This is a genomic window from Mucilaginibacter flavidus (assembly GCF_024055575.1).
Classification (GTDB): Bacteria; Bacteroidota; Bacteroidia; order Sphingobacteriales; family Sphingobacteriaceae; genus Mucilaginibacter; species Mucilaginibacter flavidus.
This window is the reverse complement of sequence record NZ_JAMXOE010000009.1, coordinates 100,216-115,764: the sequence shown is the minus strand read 5'-3', so window position 1 is coordinate 115,764 and position 15,549 is coordinate 100,216. Positions and strand designations below refer to the sequence as shown.

The window sequence follows — 15,549 nt, the reverse complement described above, 5'->3', positions numbered from 1 at the left end:
ATCTGATCGGTTATTTAGAGGTCGTTGTTGTTAATAATTTGATATAGGCGCTTGTTACATTGGCAGTAAACTGCGCCTGTGCAAGCGAAAACTTTAATTGAGATAGCTGGGTGTCTGCGGTCAGCACGTCGGTGGTATTAACCAGCCCTTGCTGGTAACGATTTTGTAAGATCCTTACGGCTTCGGCTGCCTGTTCTATGGCTGCCTGGTCCTGAGCCATCTCAAACCGGGCGTCGGAAAGGTCTCGGTAGGCTTTATCCAGTTCCAGCTGGCTTTGGTCTTTCTGCTGGGCTAACTGCAAGGTAAGCTTGTCCCGCTCCAGTTTTTGTGTGGCAATTACATGTTTGGTCTTATTCCCGTTAAAAACATTCCACGATAACTGTATACCGACCAGGTAAGCGTTGGTCCCGAAACCGGTTAAATGGCTGTCGTTGTACTGATAATTGCCAAAAGCATTCAGTTTGGGCAGGTAGCTCATCTGGCTGGATTTGATCATCAGACCGGATGCTTCAATGGCTTTTTGCATGGCCATAAAATCGGAACGGGTAGCAAATACGCTTTGCGTGTTGTCTATAGCCCGCAGGTTTGTTTGCGGTTCATCAGCAATGCTGTAAATTTTCCCGGTCGGCTGGCCCATTAACAGGCTGAGGTAATCAGAAGCGTTAAGGATACTGCTTATAGCTTTTGCCAGGTTACTTTCAACTGCGGTTACATGTACCTGGGCATTCAATAAGTCCGACTTCTGGATCAATCCCTGCTTGAAGTGATTGTCGGTGAAAGTATATACCGACTTTGCTGTTTGGCCTGCTTCCGCCAAAACCTTCTCTGCCTGGTAAGCCAGCTGTAGTTGCAAAAATGCTTTAGTAGTTTCGAAAGTGACATACTCCTGGGTACGCTGGGTTTTGTACCGGTAAACTTCGGTTTGCTTTTCGGCTCCCTTGCGTATGTACAACATATCGATATTGAGCAATGGCTGTTTAACCTCCATCTGTGCCATATAATCCGGTGTTGCGCCAGGATGGTTTAACAGGGTGGGGTTAAAATCATTTGGGGTGATATTAGCTTGCTGTAATTTATAACCGAAAGCGTTGAGTGGGTTGTTCGTGCTCATTGCGGTATAGGACAGATCTGCCTGTGGCAAGAAGATTGCGTCTGTTTGCCGGTAATTGGCCATAGCGATAGTTTCGTCCATTTTGGCCAGCTGGATGCTTTTATTGTTTGTTAGTGTAGCCTCAATTGCGTCATGTAGTGTCAAAATTTTGGTGTCCCCCTGGGCTAAAGCCATCGGGAGGAAGCCGATTGTCGATGCCAGGATACTGGCAAGGAACGTTATCAAATACTTATTACCGTTCATTAACTTTTTATTTGAAACAAAAGTAGTCCCGGCGAAAAAGTCAAACGGTAACATTTGTTACCCAGCACATAGAAGCGAAGATTAAATGTTCTAAAGGCTTTTTATCCTATCGAAACAAAACGGTCAAAATCAATCCTATTGTGACGAATATCACTTTTAAAATAAATAATAAAAGATACATTTGTCTTTTATTATTTAACAACTAAAAAAATGGAAGTATTAGACATTCTCGACGTCACCGTGATTGAGCCGCGTTTCAAACACCCGACGATCTTTGACAAGTTCGATTCACTTTTAGCAGGTGAAGCATTTATCATTCACAACGACCACGATCCCAAACCTTTGTATTACCAGTTATTGGCTGAAAGAGGACAGGCATTCGTTTGGGATTATTTGGAAAACGGCCCCGAAGTTTGGCAGGTGAAGATCGCCAAAAAGACTGAGGCAGAAAATGTAGAAACAATAGGTGAGATAGTAGCCAAAGACTACCGCAAGGCGCAGGTATTTAAGAACCTCGGTATTGACTTTTGCTGTGGTGGCAAAAAAACCATTGCCGAAGTTTGTCAGAAAAAAGGGATTGCCCCCGAAGAAGTAGAACGCCAGTTGGCAGCTATTAAAGGAGAAAATGCCAACAGTGAATCTGATTTTCAGAATTGGGACCTTGGTTTTTTAAGTGATTATATTATCAATACCCATCACCGGTATGTGAGGGACAACACAGCCTTTATCCTGGAGATAGCGCAAAAAGTAGCCAGGGTACATGGCGATCGCCACCCCGAATTGGTTAAAGTTGCCGAACTGTTTGAGCGAATTGGAAATGACCTTACCCTGCACATGATAAAAGAGGAAAAAATACTGTTCCCTTTTATTAAAGAACTGGCGCAGGTTTATAATACCGGCGGATTGCTGCCTTCGGCAAACTTTGGAAAGATATCAGTGCCAATACAAGTAATGGACTCGGAACATGAGCAGGTAGGCGGCGATTTTGAAACCATTCGCAAGATCACTTCAAACTACCAGTTGCCTGTGGATGCCTGCAGTTCATATACTATCTTGTTTAAAAAGCTGGAAGAATACGAAAATGACCTGCACCGCCACGTTCACCTGGAAAGTAATATTCTGTTCCCGAAAGCAATTCAGCTCGAAAAGGAATTATCTTAAAGGATAATTATATATTTTAGGTTTGTAAAATCAACAGCACAAAAAATGATACTATCCAAATCATGTGAATACGCCATCAGGGCGACCGTTTATGTCGCACTTAAAAGCAGGAAGAATGAAAAGACAGGCATCATCGAAGTTGCTGAAGCAATTGGTTCGCCTATGCATTTTACAGGCAAAATATTACAAACGTTGGTCCGTAAAAAGATTCTTTCATCTGCAAAAGGTCCCACCGGCGGTTTTTACGTTGAAAACGGAGAAAAGCTTTTCCTTATCGACATTGTCAGAGCCATTGACGGCAACGGGTTATTTACTTCTTGTGTATTGGGCTTAGAAAAGTGTTCGGAAACACAGCCCTGCCCTATGCATGACCAGGTGAAACCCATAAGGGATATGTTAATGGTTGAATTTAGCAAGAAGCCGGTTACCGAACTGGTGGAAGAGTTTCAACAGCATAATTACTTTTTGAAATAAAAAAATTTAACTCAATAAAAGACATTTTTATCTTTTATTAAAAATATGATATAAAATATATATTTTGGAAATAGAACTTAATGACTCTTTACTTGTCTCTGATCTATAATGTGATTTAAATCATATTTAAAACCAAGAGCGGTCACTTCTAAGCTCACTACTTCCTTCTACTTTTATCGTACTTAAAAAAAACAAAAATGAAAAATTTAAAGACCTTACTTCTGACGCTGCTTGTAGCAGGTATGAGCTTTTTATACGCTTGTGGTCCGTCAAACGGCGACTCTGCGACAGACAGCACTACGGCAGCTGCGCCGGCAGCAACGGCGGACATTGACCCGGCGGCCAAAAGTGACAGCAAAGGCATAGGCAAGTTCACTGATGTGAAGCTGACTGCCATTGACCCTGCCATGGCCGACAAAGGCCAGGTGGTGTTCAATGCGAAATGTGCGGCATGTCATAAAACCACCGACCAAAAGGTAGTGGGCCCAGGGCTGAAGGATGTTACAAAAAGACGCACACCCGAATGGATTATGAACCAGATTACCAACCCGGTAGAAATGGAGCAAAAAGATCCGGTTGGCAAAGCGTTGCTTGAAAAACACCTGACCCAAATGACTTTCCAGAATGTAACAGACGACGAGACCCGTCAGGTACTGGAATACCTAAGAAAAAATGATAGTAAATAAGATTTAAAGAATAAAACACGATGAAACTTTCAAACTATAAAACATTAGTGCTGGCTTTGTTAGCCGGCAGTACCATTTACAGCTGTAAGCCCGGAAAAGCCGGCTCTTCTGTTGATGCCGATGCAGCGCAAAAAGTATACGTTGCCCCCGGTAAATATGATGAAGTATATGCTTTTTTATCAGGTGGTTTTAGTGGTCAGGTAGCAGCTTACGGCATCCCTTCTGGTCGCTTGTTAAAGGTAATACCGGTTTTCTCGCAAAACGCTGAAAACGGTTATGGCTATTCGGAAGAGACGAAACCGATGTTGAATACTTCACACGGCTTCGTTCCATGGGATGACTCTCACCATCCTGAGCTTTCGAAAACAAACGGCGAGGATGATGGCCGATGGTTATTCATTAACGGGAACAACACCCCGCGTATAGCAAGGATTAACCTGGCGACTTTTAAAACGGTAGAAATACTCGAATTGCCCAATATCGGTGGTAATCACGCTTCTCCGTTTTGTACAGAAAATACGGAGTATGTTGTGGGTAACACCCGTTTTAGCGAACCGCTTGATAACAGTAATGGCGATGTTCCCATTAGCAGCTACAAGAAAAATTTTAAAGGGGCTGTATCTTTTGTTAAGGTTGACAAGGACAAGGGAGCCATGAACCTCGCATTTCAGCTAATTGTACCTCCATTTAACTATGACCTGGCGCATGCAGGTAAAGGCCCCTCACACGATTGGATATTTTTTACTTGTTACAATACAGAACAGGCAAACACGCTATTAGAGGTAAATGCAAGCCAACGGGACAAAGATTTTATAATGGCGGTGAATTGGAAAAAGGCGGAAGAATTAATAGCTGCCGGAAAAGGCGCGAAAATAACCGCCAAATACGCCCACAACATATATAACGAAAATACGCATACTGCTACGTCAGTTATGGAAACAGGAACGCAAACACTGGATGTTACCAAATTTCCTGGCCTCGTGTATTATCTGCCCTGCCCAAAATCTCCGCATGGCGTTGACGTAACCCCTGATGGAGAATACATGGCGGCCAGCGGAAAACTCGCTGCTGTTATCCCGGTTTTTTCATTCAAAAAGATGCTTGCTGCAATAGACAAAAAGCAGTATGATGGAATGATCGACGGTGTGTTACCTGTGTTAAAGTATGAAGATGTTCTCCATGGTGAAGTAAAAAAACCAGGTCTTGGGCCTTTACATACTGAATTTGATGGCAAGGGTTATGCTTACACCACCATGTTCGTATCATCCGAAGTAGTAAAATGGAAAATAGATAACCTTGAAATTATTGACAGGATACCTTCTTATTATTCACCGGGCCACTTGTCAATTGTCGGCGGAGATTCGAAAAAGCCGTTTGGTAAATATTTGCTTTCACTAAATAAAATCACCAAGGACAGGTACCTGCCAACTGGCCCGGAATTGGCTCAGGCTTGTCAGCTCATTGATATTACAGGAAACAAAATGAAGCTTTTGCTTGATTTTCCAACCATTGGAGAACCACATTATGCGCAGATGATACCGGCTGAAAAGATCCTGAAAAACCAGGTAAAATTCTTCAAGCTGGAAGACAATAAAAATGCGTATGTGACCAAATCTGAAAAGGATACTAAGGTAGTGAGAACCGGCAACCGCGTGGATGTATATATGACCGCGATCCGCTCACATTTAGCCCCCGATAATATTGAAGGGATTAAAATTGGAGACGAAGTTTATGTACACGTAACCAACCTGGAACAGGATTGGGATGTACCGCACGGCTTCGCAATTAAAGGGGCAAGTAATGCAGAACTGCTGATTATGCCTGGTGAAACCTGCACGCTAAAATGGGTTCCTGGCCTGGTCGGGATTGTTCCTTTCTACTGTACCGACTTTTGTTCCGCACTGCACCAGGAAATGCAGGGTTATTTTAGGGTATCACCTGCCGGCTCAAATGTGCCTATCAAATTCTCTATCGGCGAAAACCCGGTAACTCAATAGTTATTATTCATAGCGTATAGCGTCAACGAAAACGCTATACGCTTGTGCTAATCTGCAAATCATGAAACCGTTTACCAGAATATTGATAGTCATTAGCTGTATGCTAATGGCGAGCGCTTATGTTCTACCGCTCTGGCATATTTTGCTGGATGCACCTCAATATCCGGAGGGTTTAGAAATGAAAATTTGGCTAAACGGATTATCGGGTAACATTGAGCAAATCAACGGCTTGAACCATTATATCGGGATGAAGTTTATTTCGGTGAATGATTTTAAAGAGTTTAAGATTCTTCCTTATGTTTTTGGAGCGCTGACTTTGGTCGGCCTTGCTGCAGCTGTTGTCAAAAGTCGCAAGCTTTTATGGACATGGTTCATTGGTTTGTGCCTGTTTGCGATTATTGGCTTTAGCGACTTTTATATGTGGGAATACAATTACGGGCACAGGCTTAACCCGCATGCCGCCATCAAAGTGGAAGGGATGAACTACCAGCCACCGCTTTTTGGCTATAAGCAACTGCTTAATTTCACTGCCGGGTCGTTACCTGATACCGGTGGCATATTAGTGGGAATCGGTGGTTTGCTGGCCGCAACCGCACTTTTTTATAAACCGCGTTTATCGCCAAACAAAACCAAATGAAAACGCTGAAATCGACTATGCTCATAATGTGCTGCCTTTTGGCCGCCTGTAGCCACGCCCCTGAGCCAATTCAATATGGCAAGGATGCTTGTTCACATTGTAAAATGACTATAATGGACAAACGCTTTGCCGCTGAACTGATCACAGCAAAAGGTAAACTTTTCAAATTTGACGCAGCTGAATGCATGGCAGGCTTTTTAAAAGAAAACCCAGCTGTTGCAAACGATGCTAAAAGTGTGTTTTTAGTCAACGACTTTACTCAGCCCGGTCAATTTGCAGATGCCCGCAAGTCTTTTTTTCTGCGGGATAGTTCGTTTTCGTCGCCGATGGGTGGTAACCTGGCAGCCTTTGCTTCCAGGCTATCAGCAGAAGGCGCAAAAAAAGACAAATCAGCCCGGATTTATAACTGGATATCACTTTTAAAACAGGTAAATAATGAAGTCGCGGGTCGTTAAAATAGGGTTACTTTTTCTGCTACCTTTCCAGGTATGCGCAAATACTATAATAGTGGCTCCCCACACTAATGTTGCTACATTAAAACAAGCTTTAACGCTGGCAAAAAATGGCGACTCGATAATAGTAAAGAAAGGTACTTATGCTTCCATCAACACTGTGATTGATAAGGAACTGACTATTTTAGGCGAGAATCATCCCATACTTGACGCCCACTTCACGGAAGAGGTAATAACTATCACTGCCAGTCATGTCAAACTGGACGGATTTATTATCAAAAACTCCAAAACAGGTTCAATGCGCGACTTTGCCGGCATCCGCTTAAGTAATGTGGAATATGTAACAATCAGCAACAATATACTCGTCGATAACTTTTTCGGCATATATCTTTCCAATTGTTTACATATACAGCTGTTACATAACCTCATAACCGGATCTGCTAATATCGAAAACTCGGGGAACGGGATTCACTTATGGAAATGCAAGGAAGTTTTGATTAAGGAAAATTACGTAACCCGGCACCGCGACGGCATCTATTTTGAGTTCGCCAAAAAATGCCTGATAGAAGATAACCTTAGCGAAAAGAATATCCGCTACGGTTTGCACTTTATGTTCTCTGACGATGACACCTACCGCCACAATACATTTAAAAACAATGGTTCAGGCGTGTCAGTAATGTACACCAGGCGCATCGCCATGCTTGATAATACATTTATTGAAAACTGGGGAAGTTCTATCTACGGCGTGCTGCTGAAAGAAATTACCGATGCCCGTATTGAGGGAAATCATTTTATCCGCAACACCACAGGGATCTATATGGAAAACTCAGACCGGATAACTGTTACCCACAATGATTTTATCTCCAACGGCTGGGCCATGCGGGTGCTGGCCAGTTGTAATAAGGACCATTTCACTCAAAACAATTATAAAGGAAACTCTTTTGACGTAACTACTAATGGCACGCTAAAAGAAATTTACTTCAGCAACAACTACTGGGACAAATACGATGGCTACGACCTGAATAAGGATGGCGTTGGCGATATACCTTACCGGCCGATAAGTTTATACGCGCAAATTATCGAACAGAACCCGCAAAGCGTAATGCTGATGCGCAGTTTTATTGTAAACCTGATAGATAAAGTAGAACGTGCAATTCCATCCATCACGCCCGAATCGGTTAAAGATGACAAACCAGCAATGAAACCATGGAAAAAATAATAGCGATTAACGGGCTCAAAAAGTCATTTGGGCGCCTGGAAGTATTGAAAAACGTGGCCTGCAGTTTTGATGGCGGCGGTGTCGTTTCTGTTCTTGGCCCAAACGCTTCCGGCAAAACAACTTTAATTAAATCTATCCTCGGTATGGTGATACCCGACGGCGGCAGTATCTTATTTAAGGGTCAATCCATCTTTAATACTTTTGATTATAAAAGACATATCGGGTACATGCCGCAAATAGGTCATTATCCCGATAACATGAAGATAGGCCAGCTATTTAAAATGGTAATGGATATCAGGCAGCAGGATGCCGTGGATACCGATCTGCTAAAGGCTTACCAACTGGAAAGCATGTACCAAAAAACCATGCGCACATTGTCAGGCGGGACGCTGCAGAAAGTAAGTGCGGCACTGGCATTTATGTTTAATCCCGATGTGCTGATCCTGGATGAACCTTCTGCCGGACTTGACCCGCTGGCCGCAGAGGCATTAAAGGAAAAGATCCTGGAGGAAAAGACTAAAGGAAAGCTGGTTCTGATCACGTCACACATCTTAAGCGAGGCCGATGAGATATCTGATTACATTATGTACCTGTTTGAAGGACAAATCAGATTTTACAAGACCTTAACCGACCTGAAACGCGAAACCGGGGAGCAAAAACTCAGCAGGGCCTTAACTCAAATATTAAGTTCATCATCATGTTAAAGATCGCGAAATATATTATACTGGACATTGTGCGCAGTAAAGTATTGCTAGCGTATACGCTTTTGTTACTGGCCATCAGCCTAACTATTTTTATGTCGGATGCGGATGTGACCAAGGGTTTGGTCAGTATCACTACGGTCATACTTATTATAGTCCCGTTGGTGAGCATCGTTTATGCTACCACCTACTATTTTAATGCAGCTGAGTTTACCGAAATGCTGGTGTCGCAACCCATAAGCAGGCGCAATATCCTGATGGGAAAATTTATCGGGATCAGCAGTTCCATCCTGCTTGCCTTTATTATTGGGGTTTGCCTGCCCGTTAGCCTCTTTGCATTCTCGGCCACCGGCATTACTTTAATGATATCTGGTTGCTTGCTCACGTTAAGCTTTATTTCACTGGCGTTCTTTACATCAACCATTACCCGTGATAAAGCTAAAGGGATCGGCCTGGCATTAATGCTTTGGTTTTACTTCTCTATCATATTTGACGGGCTGGTTTTGTTGTTCCTGTACACGTTTGCCGATTACCCGCTTGAAAAAGCGATGATCGCCCTTACCGCCCTTAACCCAATCGACCTTGCCAGGATATTGATCCTGCTGCAAATGGATATCTCCGCATTGATGGGCTATACAGGAGCGCTGTATCAACAGTTTTTCGGTAGTGGAATAGGAATTGCCTTCTCGCTGGTGATGCAACTGGTTTGGATTGTTGTCCCACTATTTTTTGCACTAAGAATATTTAAAAAGAAAGATTTATAATGAAAAAACTTACACTCATATTCCTTCTAACCGTTACTTTTTCTGTGGGCAATGCGCGCGGGTTATATCAACATGAACCAGCTTCAGAAAAACTGGTGCTAAACAATGGCGCCAAATGGAAAGTGGATAAAATAACCTACAACAACGTCAACAATCTTCAGCAGATCGCGAAGCCCATCAATGCCAAATCTCTAAAAGAGTATCATATGGCAGGTGTTGCGCTGCAAAACGGGATAACTAAAATGATCCGCGAGTGCAGGATGAAAGGAACTGATCACCAGGCACTGCACAAATGGCTTGAGCCCTTGATGGAACTGGGTTCGAAACTTAGCCGGGCAACCGACGCAGCAGCAGCGGCGCGTTTATATAAAGAGACAACAGCCCAATTAAATCTTTTTAACCGGTATTTTCAGTTATAACATTTTAAAACAGTTAGCACCAAGGCTTTTAATTTTCCTGGTGCTCCCCGTTAATTACTCCCGGCCGTTTGTTTATGCAGGTTTTAAATTGAACCAAACTTGTAGCTTTTTTCTTTTGATGAATTATCCTATCATTACTGAACGATTATAAAAATCAAAGTCCATGAACAAATCCCAGAAAGGATGTGACCTCGAAAAATGTTTCCTGTGCAGTAATACCGTTCCGGAATGGCGCGAGGCCATCAACCTCCATAAACAAAACCTCAGATTCAAAAAAGGCGAAGTGATATTCAGTGAGGGGCAGGCGGTAACGGGGATTTACTTTGTTTATTCCGGCACGGCAAAGGTTCATAAAAAATGGGGTAACTATAAAGAACTGATTATCAGGTTTGCTACAGATGGTTCTATACTAGGGCACCGGGGATTGGGCAGCAAAATGGTCTACGGTGTGTCCGCCACCGCTGTTGAGCCGTTGGTGGTTTGTTTCGTTGATATCAAGTTCTTTGAAGCTTCGTTGAAAACCAATAATGATCTAAGCTACAAACTGATGGTGCTTTTTGCAGAGGAACTGGACATCTCCGAACGAAAAATGCGCGACCTGGCACATATGCCCGTCAAAGGACGCGTGGCCCAGGCCCTGTTGTCGCTGGGGGAACAGTTTGGTTTAAATAAAGATGGATGTATTAACCTTGAACTTTCCCGGCAAGACCTTGCCGCGTTTGCAGCATCAACTTATGAGACCGTGTTTCGAGTGATAATTGAATTGACAAAGGAGGATCTCGTAACTGTTAATGGGAAGCAAATCAGGATTATCGACCGCAAGAAACTCGCTGAGTTAACGACAGGCGGCTTTTAGTAAATGCATACAACATTTAGACGAATTTACACTCTAAAGTGAGCGTTTCGGAGATATAGACCACCCTATTATGTGCAGATTGTCCACCTGTTTGGCGATAGTTGGAATCAAATTTTTCTTAGCTTTATACCATCATTATTCAACCGGTCCCCTTGAGTTCATCGCTGATCTTGTTTATTATTCTGGCTTATTTTGCCCTGCTGATGCTTATTTCGTGGTTTACCTCGAGGCAAACCAAAGACAATAGTTTCTTTGACGGCGACCGCGCCTCCCCCTGGTTCCTGGTCGCATTCGGGATGATCGGTTCGGGCATATCGGCGGTTTCCCTCGTTTCTATCCCAGGCAATGTCGGGAACAACAACCTGTACTATTTTCAGTTTATCCTGGGCACCGTTGTAGGTTATCTCTTTATAGCCTTTGTGTTGACGCCCATCTATTACAAATTGAAACTGGTTTCCATTTATACTTATCTGAAAATCCGCTTTGGCAATGTGACCTATAAAACCGGGTCGCTGTTTTTCCTGGTATCGCAGTCGTTCGGTGCAGCGCTTAGATTGCTGTTGTCTGTCAAAATCCTGCAATACGCTTTTTTCGACAGCCTTCACGTCCCCTATTTTCTGACCATTGTAATCCTGCTGCTGCTCATATGGCTGTATACTAATAAATCGGGTATCAAAACTATTGTGTGGACGGATGCCCTTCAATCGTTTTTCCTTATCACGGTGATCATCGTTTCCATGGTCACTATAAAAAACTCCCTGCATTTGTCGGTGAGCGGAATGGTCGGGGCCATTATACACCATCCTTACGCTAAATTGTTCGACTGGAACATCAATTCAGGCTCCAACTTTTTCAAGCAATTTATCTCGGGGCTGCTGATCACGGTGGCACTGGTGGGGCTTGACCAGAGCATGATGCAAAAAACATTAACCATCTCTAATGTCAAAGGGGCGCGAAAAAATGTCCTGGCTTTCAGTTTTTTCATTGCGGCCGCACAAACGCTTTTCCTGGGTTTGGGTGTCCTTCTTTACACTTTTGTTGAAAAACAGGGTATCAGGCTCGAATCACAAAACGGCCTGCTGGTAAATACCGACGGCTTGTACCCTTATCTCACGCTCCATTATTTCGGCCAGATTGGCGCCATTGCTTTCTTTATCGGTGTTGTTGCCTCAACCTTTGCCAGTATTGATGCCTGCATAACAGCTTTGACTACGGCATTCAGCTACGACTTCCTGGATTTCGAAAATAAACCGCACGAACAGAAAAAGCAGATCAAAAACCGGGTATTGCTGGGTGTGAACATTGTGATGTTCGTCATCGTGATGGCTTTCTGGAGCAGCCAGGGCGCTATTATCAACACCATTTTTAAAATAGCAGGTTATACTTATGGGCCTATTTTGGGCTTATATTTAACCGGGCTGTTTACAAATATCCAATTAAAAGACAAGTGGACGCCGGTAGCCTGCGTTGCCGCCGCATTGTTTACATGGGTGTTGAACAGTATATTTATTAGCTATTTGAATTTCGATTTCGGATTCATGAATATCCTGGTAAATGCTGTGCTAACCATACTGTTTCTGTTCATCATCAAAACGAAAAAAGATGCCCACACCTGAGAAATATGTTGTAATAGAACAAACAACCGACCCTGTTGATTTTGCCACTTGCGCTGCAATCATGTCGCGGACAGATCCCTGGATTACGCTCGGTATGGGTGCTGAAGACTGTTCGAAAGCCTTCCCGGGCCTTTACCGCGAGGTGTTTGTGCTAAGAAGGGGCGATGAGATCGCCGGTTTTTTTATCATTCAGCCACAGGGTAGTTTCAAAGGCTATATCCAAACTATAGCCGTGGCTGAAGGCTACCGTGGCAAGGGTTATGGCACCCGGATATTGAAATTCTGTGAGGATCGTATCCTTAAGTACTCGCCCAATATTTTCATCTGTGTAAGTTCGTTTAACCAGGGCGCGCTCAATCTTTATACCCGATTCGGTTTTGAAAAAGTAGGCGAGCTAAAGGATTTTATAAAGATTGGATTTACCGAAATATTACTCCGCAAAACAGTAGGGCCTGCTTTCAATTATAAGGGTTCAGGTTAACGGCGTTTATTTTTCTTATATTTCGCTTTTCTCACCGTTCATTATGCGATTTTTAAAACACTCTTTAGTTGCCTCCATTATCAGTATGTGTTTAGTAACAAACTATTCGCACGCGCAAATGCAGGGTCATAAGAAACAACTGGTGCACACCGTTGATAGTATATTAAAAAGCCAGGTGAATGCCAATAAGATACCCGGGGCGGTAATAGAAATAAAAATAGGCGATGAAGTGATCGTTAAACAAGCCTATGGTTATGCTCAGAAATATGATTATAATCATCAGTTACTGGCCCACCCCGATACCATGGCCATAGGCACCTTGTTCGATATCGCTTCACTGACAAAAGTGGTAGGCACTACCACCTCGATCATGCTGCTGATTGATCGCGGCCTGGTGCATATTGATGACCCGGTTAGCAAATTCATCAAAGCCTTTGCCAGCCCGGATAAGTCTTCTATCACCATACGCCACTTGCTGACGCATACCTCCGGTCTGTACGAGTGGTACCCGATGTACTATCGCGCATCCGGCAAGGAAGAAACCTTTAAGTTGATCGGCGGGCTGCCCCTTGGATTCCCGGTTGGGGCTGGTCGCCATTACAGCGACCTTGGCTTTACGGTCCTGGGTGAGATCATTGAAAAGGTTTCCGGGATGCCGTTGGATCAGTTCGAAGAGCAAAATATATTTGTTCCGCTGGGCATGGAGCATACGATGTTTAACCCGCTTGCCAAAGGAAAACACTACAATATCGCCGCAACGTCATTTGGGAACCCTTATGAGAAAAGGATGGTATACGAGCCCTCGCTCGGGTACCAGTTCAAAGAGATCAAACACGACCAATGGGCCGGCTGGCGCCATTACGTGTTACGCGGCGAAGTAAATGATGGAAACGCCTGGTATGCCGAAAAGGGTGTGGCCGGCGCAGCCGGACTGTTCTCGACAGCGGAGGATCTTCAGAAATTGGTCGATATGCTGATCAATCACGGCAGGATCGGTTCAAAACAGTTTATTTCAGAGCAGACTGTTCAAACATTCCTTACTAAAGATCAATTCAGAAATGGCCTGGGCTGGATGATGGACCCGGAGAACCCCGTCATTGCCGGCGGACCGGCAGGTACGTTCGGGCATACTGGTTTCACCGGCACGAGTATAGCTGTTGTTCCTTCACTGAAAATTTCGGTGATCCTGCTTATTAATCGCCAGCACGAGGGACTAATCGATAACAAGGCCTACTACAACGTGAGTCCTGTTCGCGAAGAGATATTCAAAGCAGCGCTGAGGGCTGGAGAAAGGGTGAAATAGCTAAATCGCCGGGAGATCATATTTAGTTGCCCTCAATAGTTACTTAGATGTAGCAGATGAATTATTGGGTGTGGCTGATAGTCCTTCGACTGCTGCAGTCACGCAGGCTGGGCGAAAAGACAACTGCATGTGGCCGGCAAAAATAAAACTTAGTTCATGTTTCTCAGTTGGTTGAGCAACACGGCATCCCCATACAGATCCTAAAGAAATTGTTCGTTCCCCTGTCCATCCTTTAATCGTATAGCTCAGTCCCATCATTTTCCATTTGCAGTCGTTTATACCTTACTAATTCTTTATCGGATTATTGGCGGTTGAATTTTTAATTATGTTTCTGCCGGTACCAAAACAACAAATAGGTATATTCAAACAATGCCATTTATAAGGTATGTCTGCCTTTTATATTTACCAGGCGGCATACCGGTAACCTTTTTAAATATTTTCGAAAAATAAAATACATTCTCAAATCCCGCTTGTGCAGCGACATCGGAAAGTGGTAATTGCGTAGTGACCATTAGATATTGGGCACGTTCAATTCTTTTTTCATGAATGTATTGCAAAGGCCTTTCGCCCGTGTGTTCATGAAATAAACGGGAAAAATAATCAGGATGCTGGTTAGCTACTTCAGCCAGGCTATTTACCGTCAGGTCCCGGTGCAGGTTTAACTGGATATAACTCATGGCATCGAGAATCTTAACAGGGATGCGGCTTGTTTCGTGATACTTAAATATTCCGGGCGCCAGGAAACGGGAAACCAATTGCAAAAGAATACCTTGTGTTTCGGTAAAAGCAGACATGCTTTGATGATTATTTAATTCCTGGTATTCCCGGTAATAAATATTTTTCTCATAAACAATCGGATTGTCGGAGCGATTGATGCCCCTGCCCGGGTTAATTTCCAATAGTCGTTTGAAATTAAGGGTATCTACTTCCTTTGCTTCGATTTTAAAGATCTTACGGTTATTTAAAAAAAGCGAAATGCCGTCTGGCGAGTCTTCAAAAAACTGTACGAAATACTGGCTGAGGGCGTCCTGGCAGCTTAGGTTGCAGAAAGTAAAACTAGGTATTATATAAAGAAACCCGGCCTCCAGCTTTAACGTGGTGAAGACATCCGAAATTTCGCCCGCACCGGAATCAATATAATAAATCCTGAAATAGGGACTGATTACATTTTTGTAATTCCATTTACGACCAAGATGGACATGATCTACGTTTAATAATGTAAACGTATGCCTTAGCATTCTTTTTATCATAAGCACCCGTTTTAGTCTTTGTTGCAATAATAAGTAAAATGTCGGTTTTGTATAAAAAAAAGTCCCTTTAAATTAAACATTGGGGCATTTCTTCGGGCTAAATTTGATTTGCCAATCATCAACGCCCTTTAAGGATGTTGGGAGAACCAATTATTAAACGCCATGCTTCTCAATGTCCG

Annotated in this window: 16 protein-coding genes; 14 read left to right on the top strand and 2 right to left on the bottom strand. The window is 43.4% G+C overall.

The features are described from left to right. Positions 1-10 precede the first annotated feature (10 nt). Entirely contained in the window at positions 11-1,354 is a 1,344-nt protein-coding gene (locus NAF19_RS15110) for a TolC family protein (RefSeq protein WP_252790901.1), read from the bottom strand. A gap of 210 nt (positions 1,355-1,564) precedes the next feature. Here NAF19_RS15110 and ric point away from each other — a divergent pair, with 210 nt between their 5' ends. From ric to NAF19_RS15040, 14 genes are all read left to right on the top strand, one after another. Further along, positions 1,565-2,515 carry an iron-sulfur cluster repair di-iron protein gene (ric, locus tag NAF19_RS15105; RefSeq protein ID WP_252790900.1) on the top strand — a complete coding sequence of 317 codons (951 nt, stop codon included), beginning with the start codon at positions 1,565-1,567 and terminating at the stop codon, positions 2,513-2,515. Between the two features lie 45 nt (positions 2,516-2,560). Then, the gene (locus NAF19_RS15100; protein WP_252790899.1) at positions 2,561-2,989 is read left to right on the top strand and encodes an RrF2 family transcriptional regulator; all 429 of its coding nucleotides are present in this window, start codon (positions 2,561-2,563) and stop codon (positions 2,987-2,989) included. 197 nt (positions 2,990-3,186) lie between these two features. Then, a complete protein-coding gene (locus tag NAF19_RS15095) occupies positions 3,187-3,675 on the top strand; it encodes a c-type cytochrome (RefSeq protein ID WP_252790898.1) in 489 nt (162 codons plus the stop codon). 20 nt (positions 3,676-3,695) lie between these two features. Then, on the top strand, positions 3,696-5,672 hold the full coding sequence (gene nosZ / locus NAF19_RS15090) for a Sec-dependent nitrous-oxide reductase (RefSeq protein ID WP_252790897.1): 1,977 nt from the start codon (positions 3,696-3,698) through the stop codon (positions 5,670-5,672). A gap of 61 nt (positions 5,673-5,733) precedes the next feature. Next, positions 5,734-6,309, top strand: a complete 576-nt coding sequence (locus tag NAF19_RS15085) for a hypothetical protein (protein ID WP_252790896.1) — start codon at positions 5,734-5,736, stop codon at positions 6,307-6,309. Next, positions 6,306-6,764, top strand: a complete 459-nt coding sequence (locus NAF19_RS15080) for a nitrous oxide reductase accessory protein NosL (protein ID WP_252790895.1) — start codon at positions 6,306-6,308, stop codon at positions 6,762-6,764. The genes NAF19_RS15085 and NAF19_RS15080 overlap by 4 nt, the downstream gene beginning before the upstream one ends. Continuing rightward, positions 6,745-7,980, top strand: coding sequence for a nitrous oxide reductase family maturation protein NosD (locus tag NAF19_RS15075; protein ID WP_252790894.1), 1,236 nt, complete (start codon positions 6,745-6,747; stop codon positions 7,978-7,980). Before NAF19_RS15080 ends, NAF19_RS15075 begins: the two co-directional genes overlap by 20 nt. Next, on the top strand, positions 7,968-8,684 hold the full coding sequence (locus tag NAF19_RS15070; RefSeq protein WP_252790893.1) for an ABC transporter ATP-binding protein: 717 nt from the start codon (positions 7,968-7,970) through the stop codon (positions 8,682-8,684). Before NAF19_RS15075 ends, NAF19_RS15070 begins: the two co-directional genes overlap by 13 nt. Beyond that, the gene (locus tag NAF19_RS15065) at positions 8,678-9,445 is read left to right on the top strand and encodes an ABC transporter permease subunit (protein WP_252790892.1); all 768 of its coding nucleotides are present in this window, start codon (positions 8,678-8,680) and stop codon (positions 9,443-9,445) included. Before NAF19_RS15070 ends, NAF19_RS15065 begins: the two co-directional genes overlap by 7 nt. Then, positions 9,445-9,864 carry a hypothetical protein gene (locus tag NAF19_RS15060; RefSeq protein ID WP_252790891.1) on the top strand — a complete coding sequence of 140 codons (420 nt, stop codon included), beginning with the start codon at positions 9,445-9,447 and terminating at the stop codon, positions 9,862-9,864. The genes NAF19_RS15065 and NAF19_RS15060 overlap by 1 nt, the downstream gene beginning before the upstream one ends. Positions 9,865-10,027: 163 nt before the next feature. Then, positions 10,028-10,720 carry a Crp/Fnr family transcriptional regulator gene (locus NAF19_RS15055; RefSeq protein ID WP_252790890.1) on the top strand — a complete coding sequence of 231 codons (693 nt, stop codon included), beginning with the start codon at positions 10,028-10,030 and terminating at the stop codon, positions 10,718-10,720. A 152-nt stretch (positions 10,721-10,872) separates the two neighbouring features. After that, positions 10,873-12,336 (top strand): sodium:solute symporter, encoded by a 1,464-nt coding sequence (locus NAF19_RS15050; RefSeq protein WP_252790889.1) that lies wholly within the window; start codon positions 10,873-10,875, stop codon positions 12,334-12,336. Continuing rightward, a complete protein-coding gene (locus NAF19_RS15045; protein WP_252790888.1) occupies positions 12,323-12,817 on the top strand; it encodes a GNAT family N-acetyltransferase in 495 nt (164 codons plus the stop codon). Before NAF19_RS15050 ends, NAF19_RS15045 begins: the two co-directional genes overlap by 14 nt. An 85-nt stretch (positions 12,818-12,902) precedes the next feature. Further along, positions 12,903-14,120, top strand: coding sequence for a serine hydrolase domain-containing protein (locus NAF19_RS15040; RefSeq protein WP_252790887.1), 1,218 nt, complete (start codon positions 12,903-12,905; stop codon positions 14,118-14,120). 362 nt (positions 14,121-14,482) lie between these two features. On the opposite strand, the gene NAF19_RS15035 is transcribed toward NAF19_RS15040, so the two are convergent. Beyond that, entirely contained in the window at positions 14,483-15,370 is an 888-nt protein-coding gene (locus tag NAF19_RS15035; protein ID WP_252790886.1) for a helix-turn-helix domain-containing protein, read from the bottom strand. Positions 15,371-15,549: the final 179 nt, after the last annotated feature.

What these genes read in the sequence shown, in the direction of transcription:
- NAF19_RS15110 (WP_252790901.1), bottom strand. Translation starts at nt 1,354, where the DNA reads ATGAACGGTAATAAGTATTTGATAACGTTCCTTGCCAGTATCCTGGCA.
- ric (WP_252790900.1), top strand. Translation starts at nt 1,565, where the DNA reads ATGGAAGTATTAGACATTCTCGACGTCACCGTGATTGAGCCGCGTTTC.
- NAF19_RS15100 (WP_252790899.1), top strand. Translation starts at nt 2,561, where the DNA reads ATGATACTATCCAAATCATGTGAATACGCCATCAGGGCGACCGTTTAT.
- NAF19_RS15095 (WP_252790898.1), top strand. Translation starts at nt 3,187, where the DNA reads ATGAAAAATTTAAAGACCTTACTTCTGACGCTGCTTGTAGCAGGTATG.
- nosZ (WP_252790897.1), top strand. Translation starts at nt 3,696, where the DNA reads ATGAAACTTTCAAACTATAAAACATTAGTGCTGGCTTTGTTAGCCGGC.
- NAF19_RS15085 (WP_252790896.1), top strand. Translation starts at nt 5,734, where the DNA reads ATGAAACCGTTTACCAGAATATTGATAGTCATTAGCTGTATGCTAATG.
- NAF19_RS15080 (WP_252790895.1), top strand. Translation starts at nt 6,306, where the DNA reads ATGAAAACGCTGAAATCGACTATGCTCATAATGTGCTGCCTTTTGGCC.
- NAF19_RS15075 (WP_252790894.1), top strand. Translation starts at nt 6,745, where the DNA reads ATGAAGTCGCGGGTCGTTAAAATAGGGTTACTTTTTCTGCTACCTTTC.
- NAF19_RS15070 (WP_252790893.1), top strand. Translation starts at nt 7,968, where the DNA reads ATGGAAAAAATAATAGCGATTAACGGGCTCAAAAAGTCATTTGGGCGC.
- NAF19_RS15065 (WP_252790892.1), top strand. Translation starts at nt 8,678, where the DNA reads ATGTTAAAGATCGCGAAATATATTATACTGGACATTGTGCGCAGTAAA.
- NAF19_RS15060 (WP_252790891.1), top strand. Translation starts at nt 9,445, where the DNA reads ATGAAAAAACTTACACTCATATTCCTTCTAACCGTTACTTTTTCTGTG.
- NAF19_RS15055 (WP_252790890.1), top strand. Translation starts at nt 10,028, where the DNA reads ATGAACAAATCCCAGAAAGGATGTGACCTCGAAAAATGTTTCCTGTGC.
- NAF19_RS15045 (WP_252790888.1), top strand. Translation starts at nt 12,323, where the DNA reads ATGCCCACACCTGAGAAATATGTTGTAATAGAACAAACAACCGACCCT.
- NAF19_RS15040 (WP_252790887.1), top strand. Translation starts at nt 12,903, where the DNA reads ATGTGTTTAGTAACAAACTATTCGCACGCGCAAATGCAGGGTCATAAG.
- NAF19_RS15035 (WP_252790886.1), bottom strand. Translation starts at nt 15,370, where the DNA reads ATGATAAAAAGAATGCTAAGGCATACGTTTACATTATTAAACGTAGAT.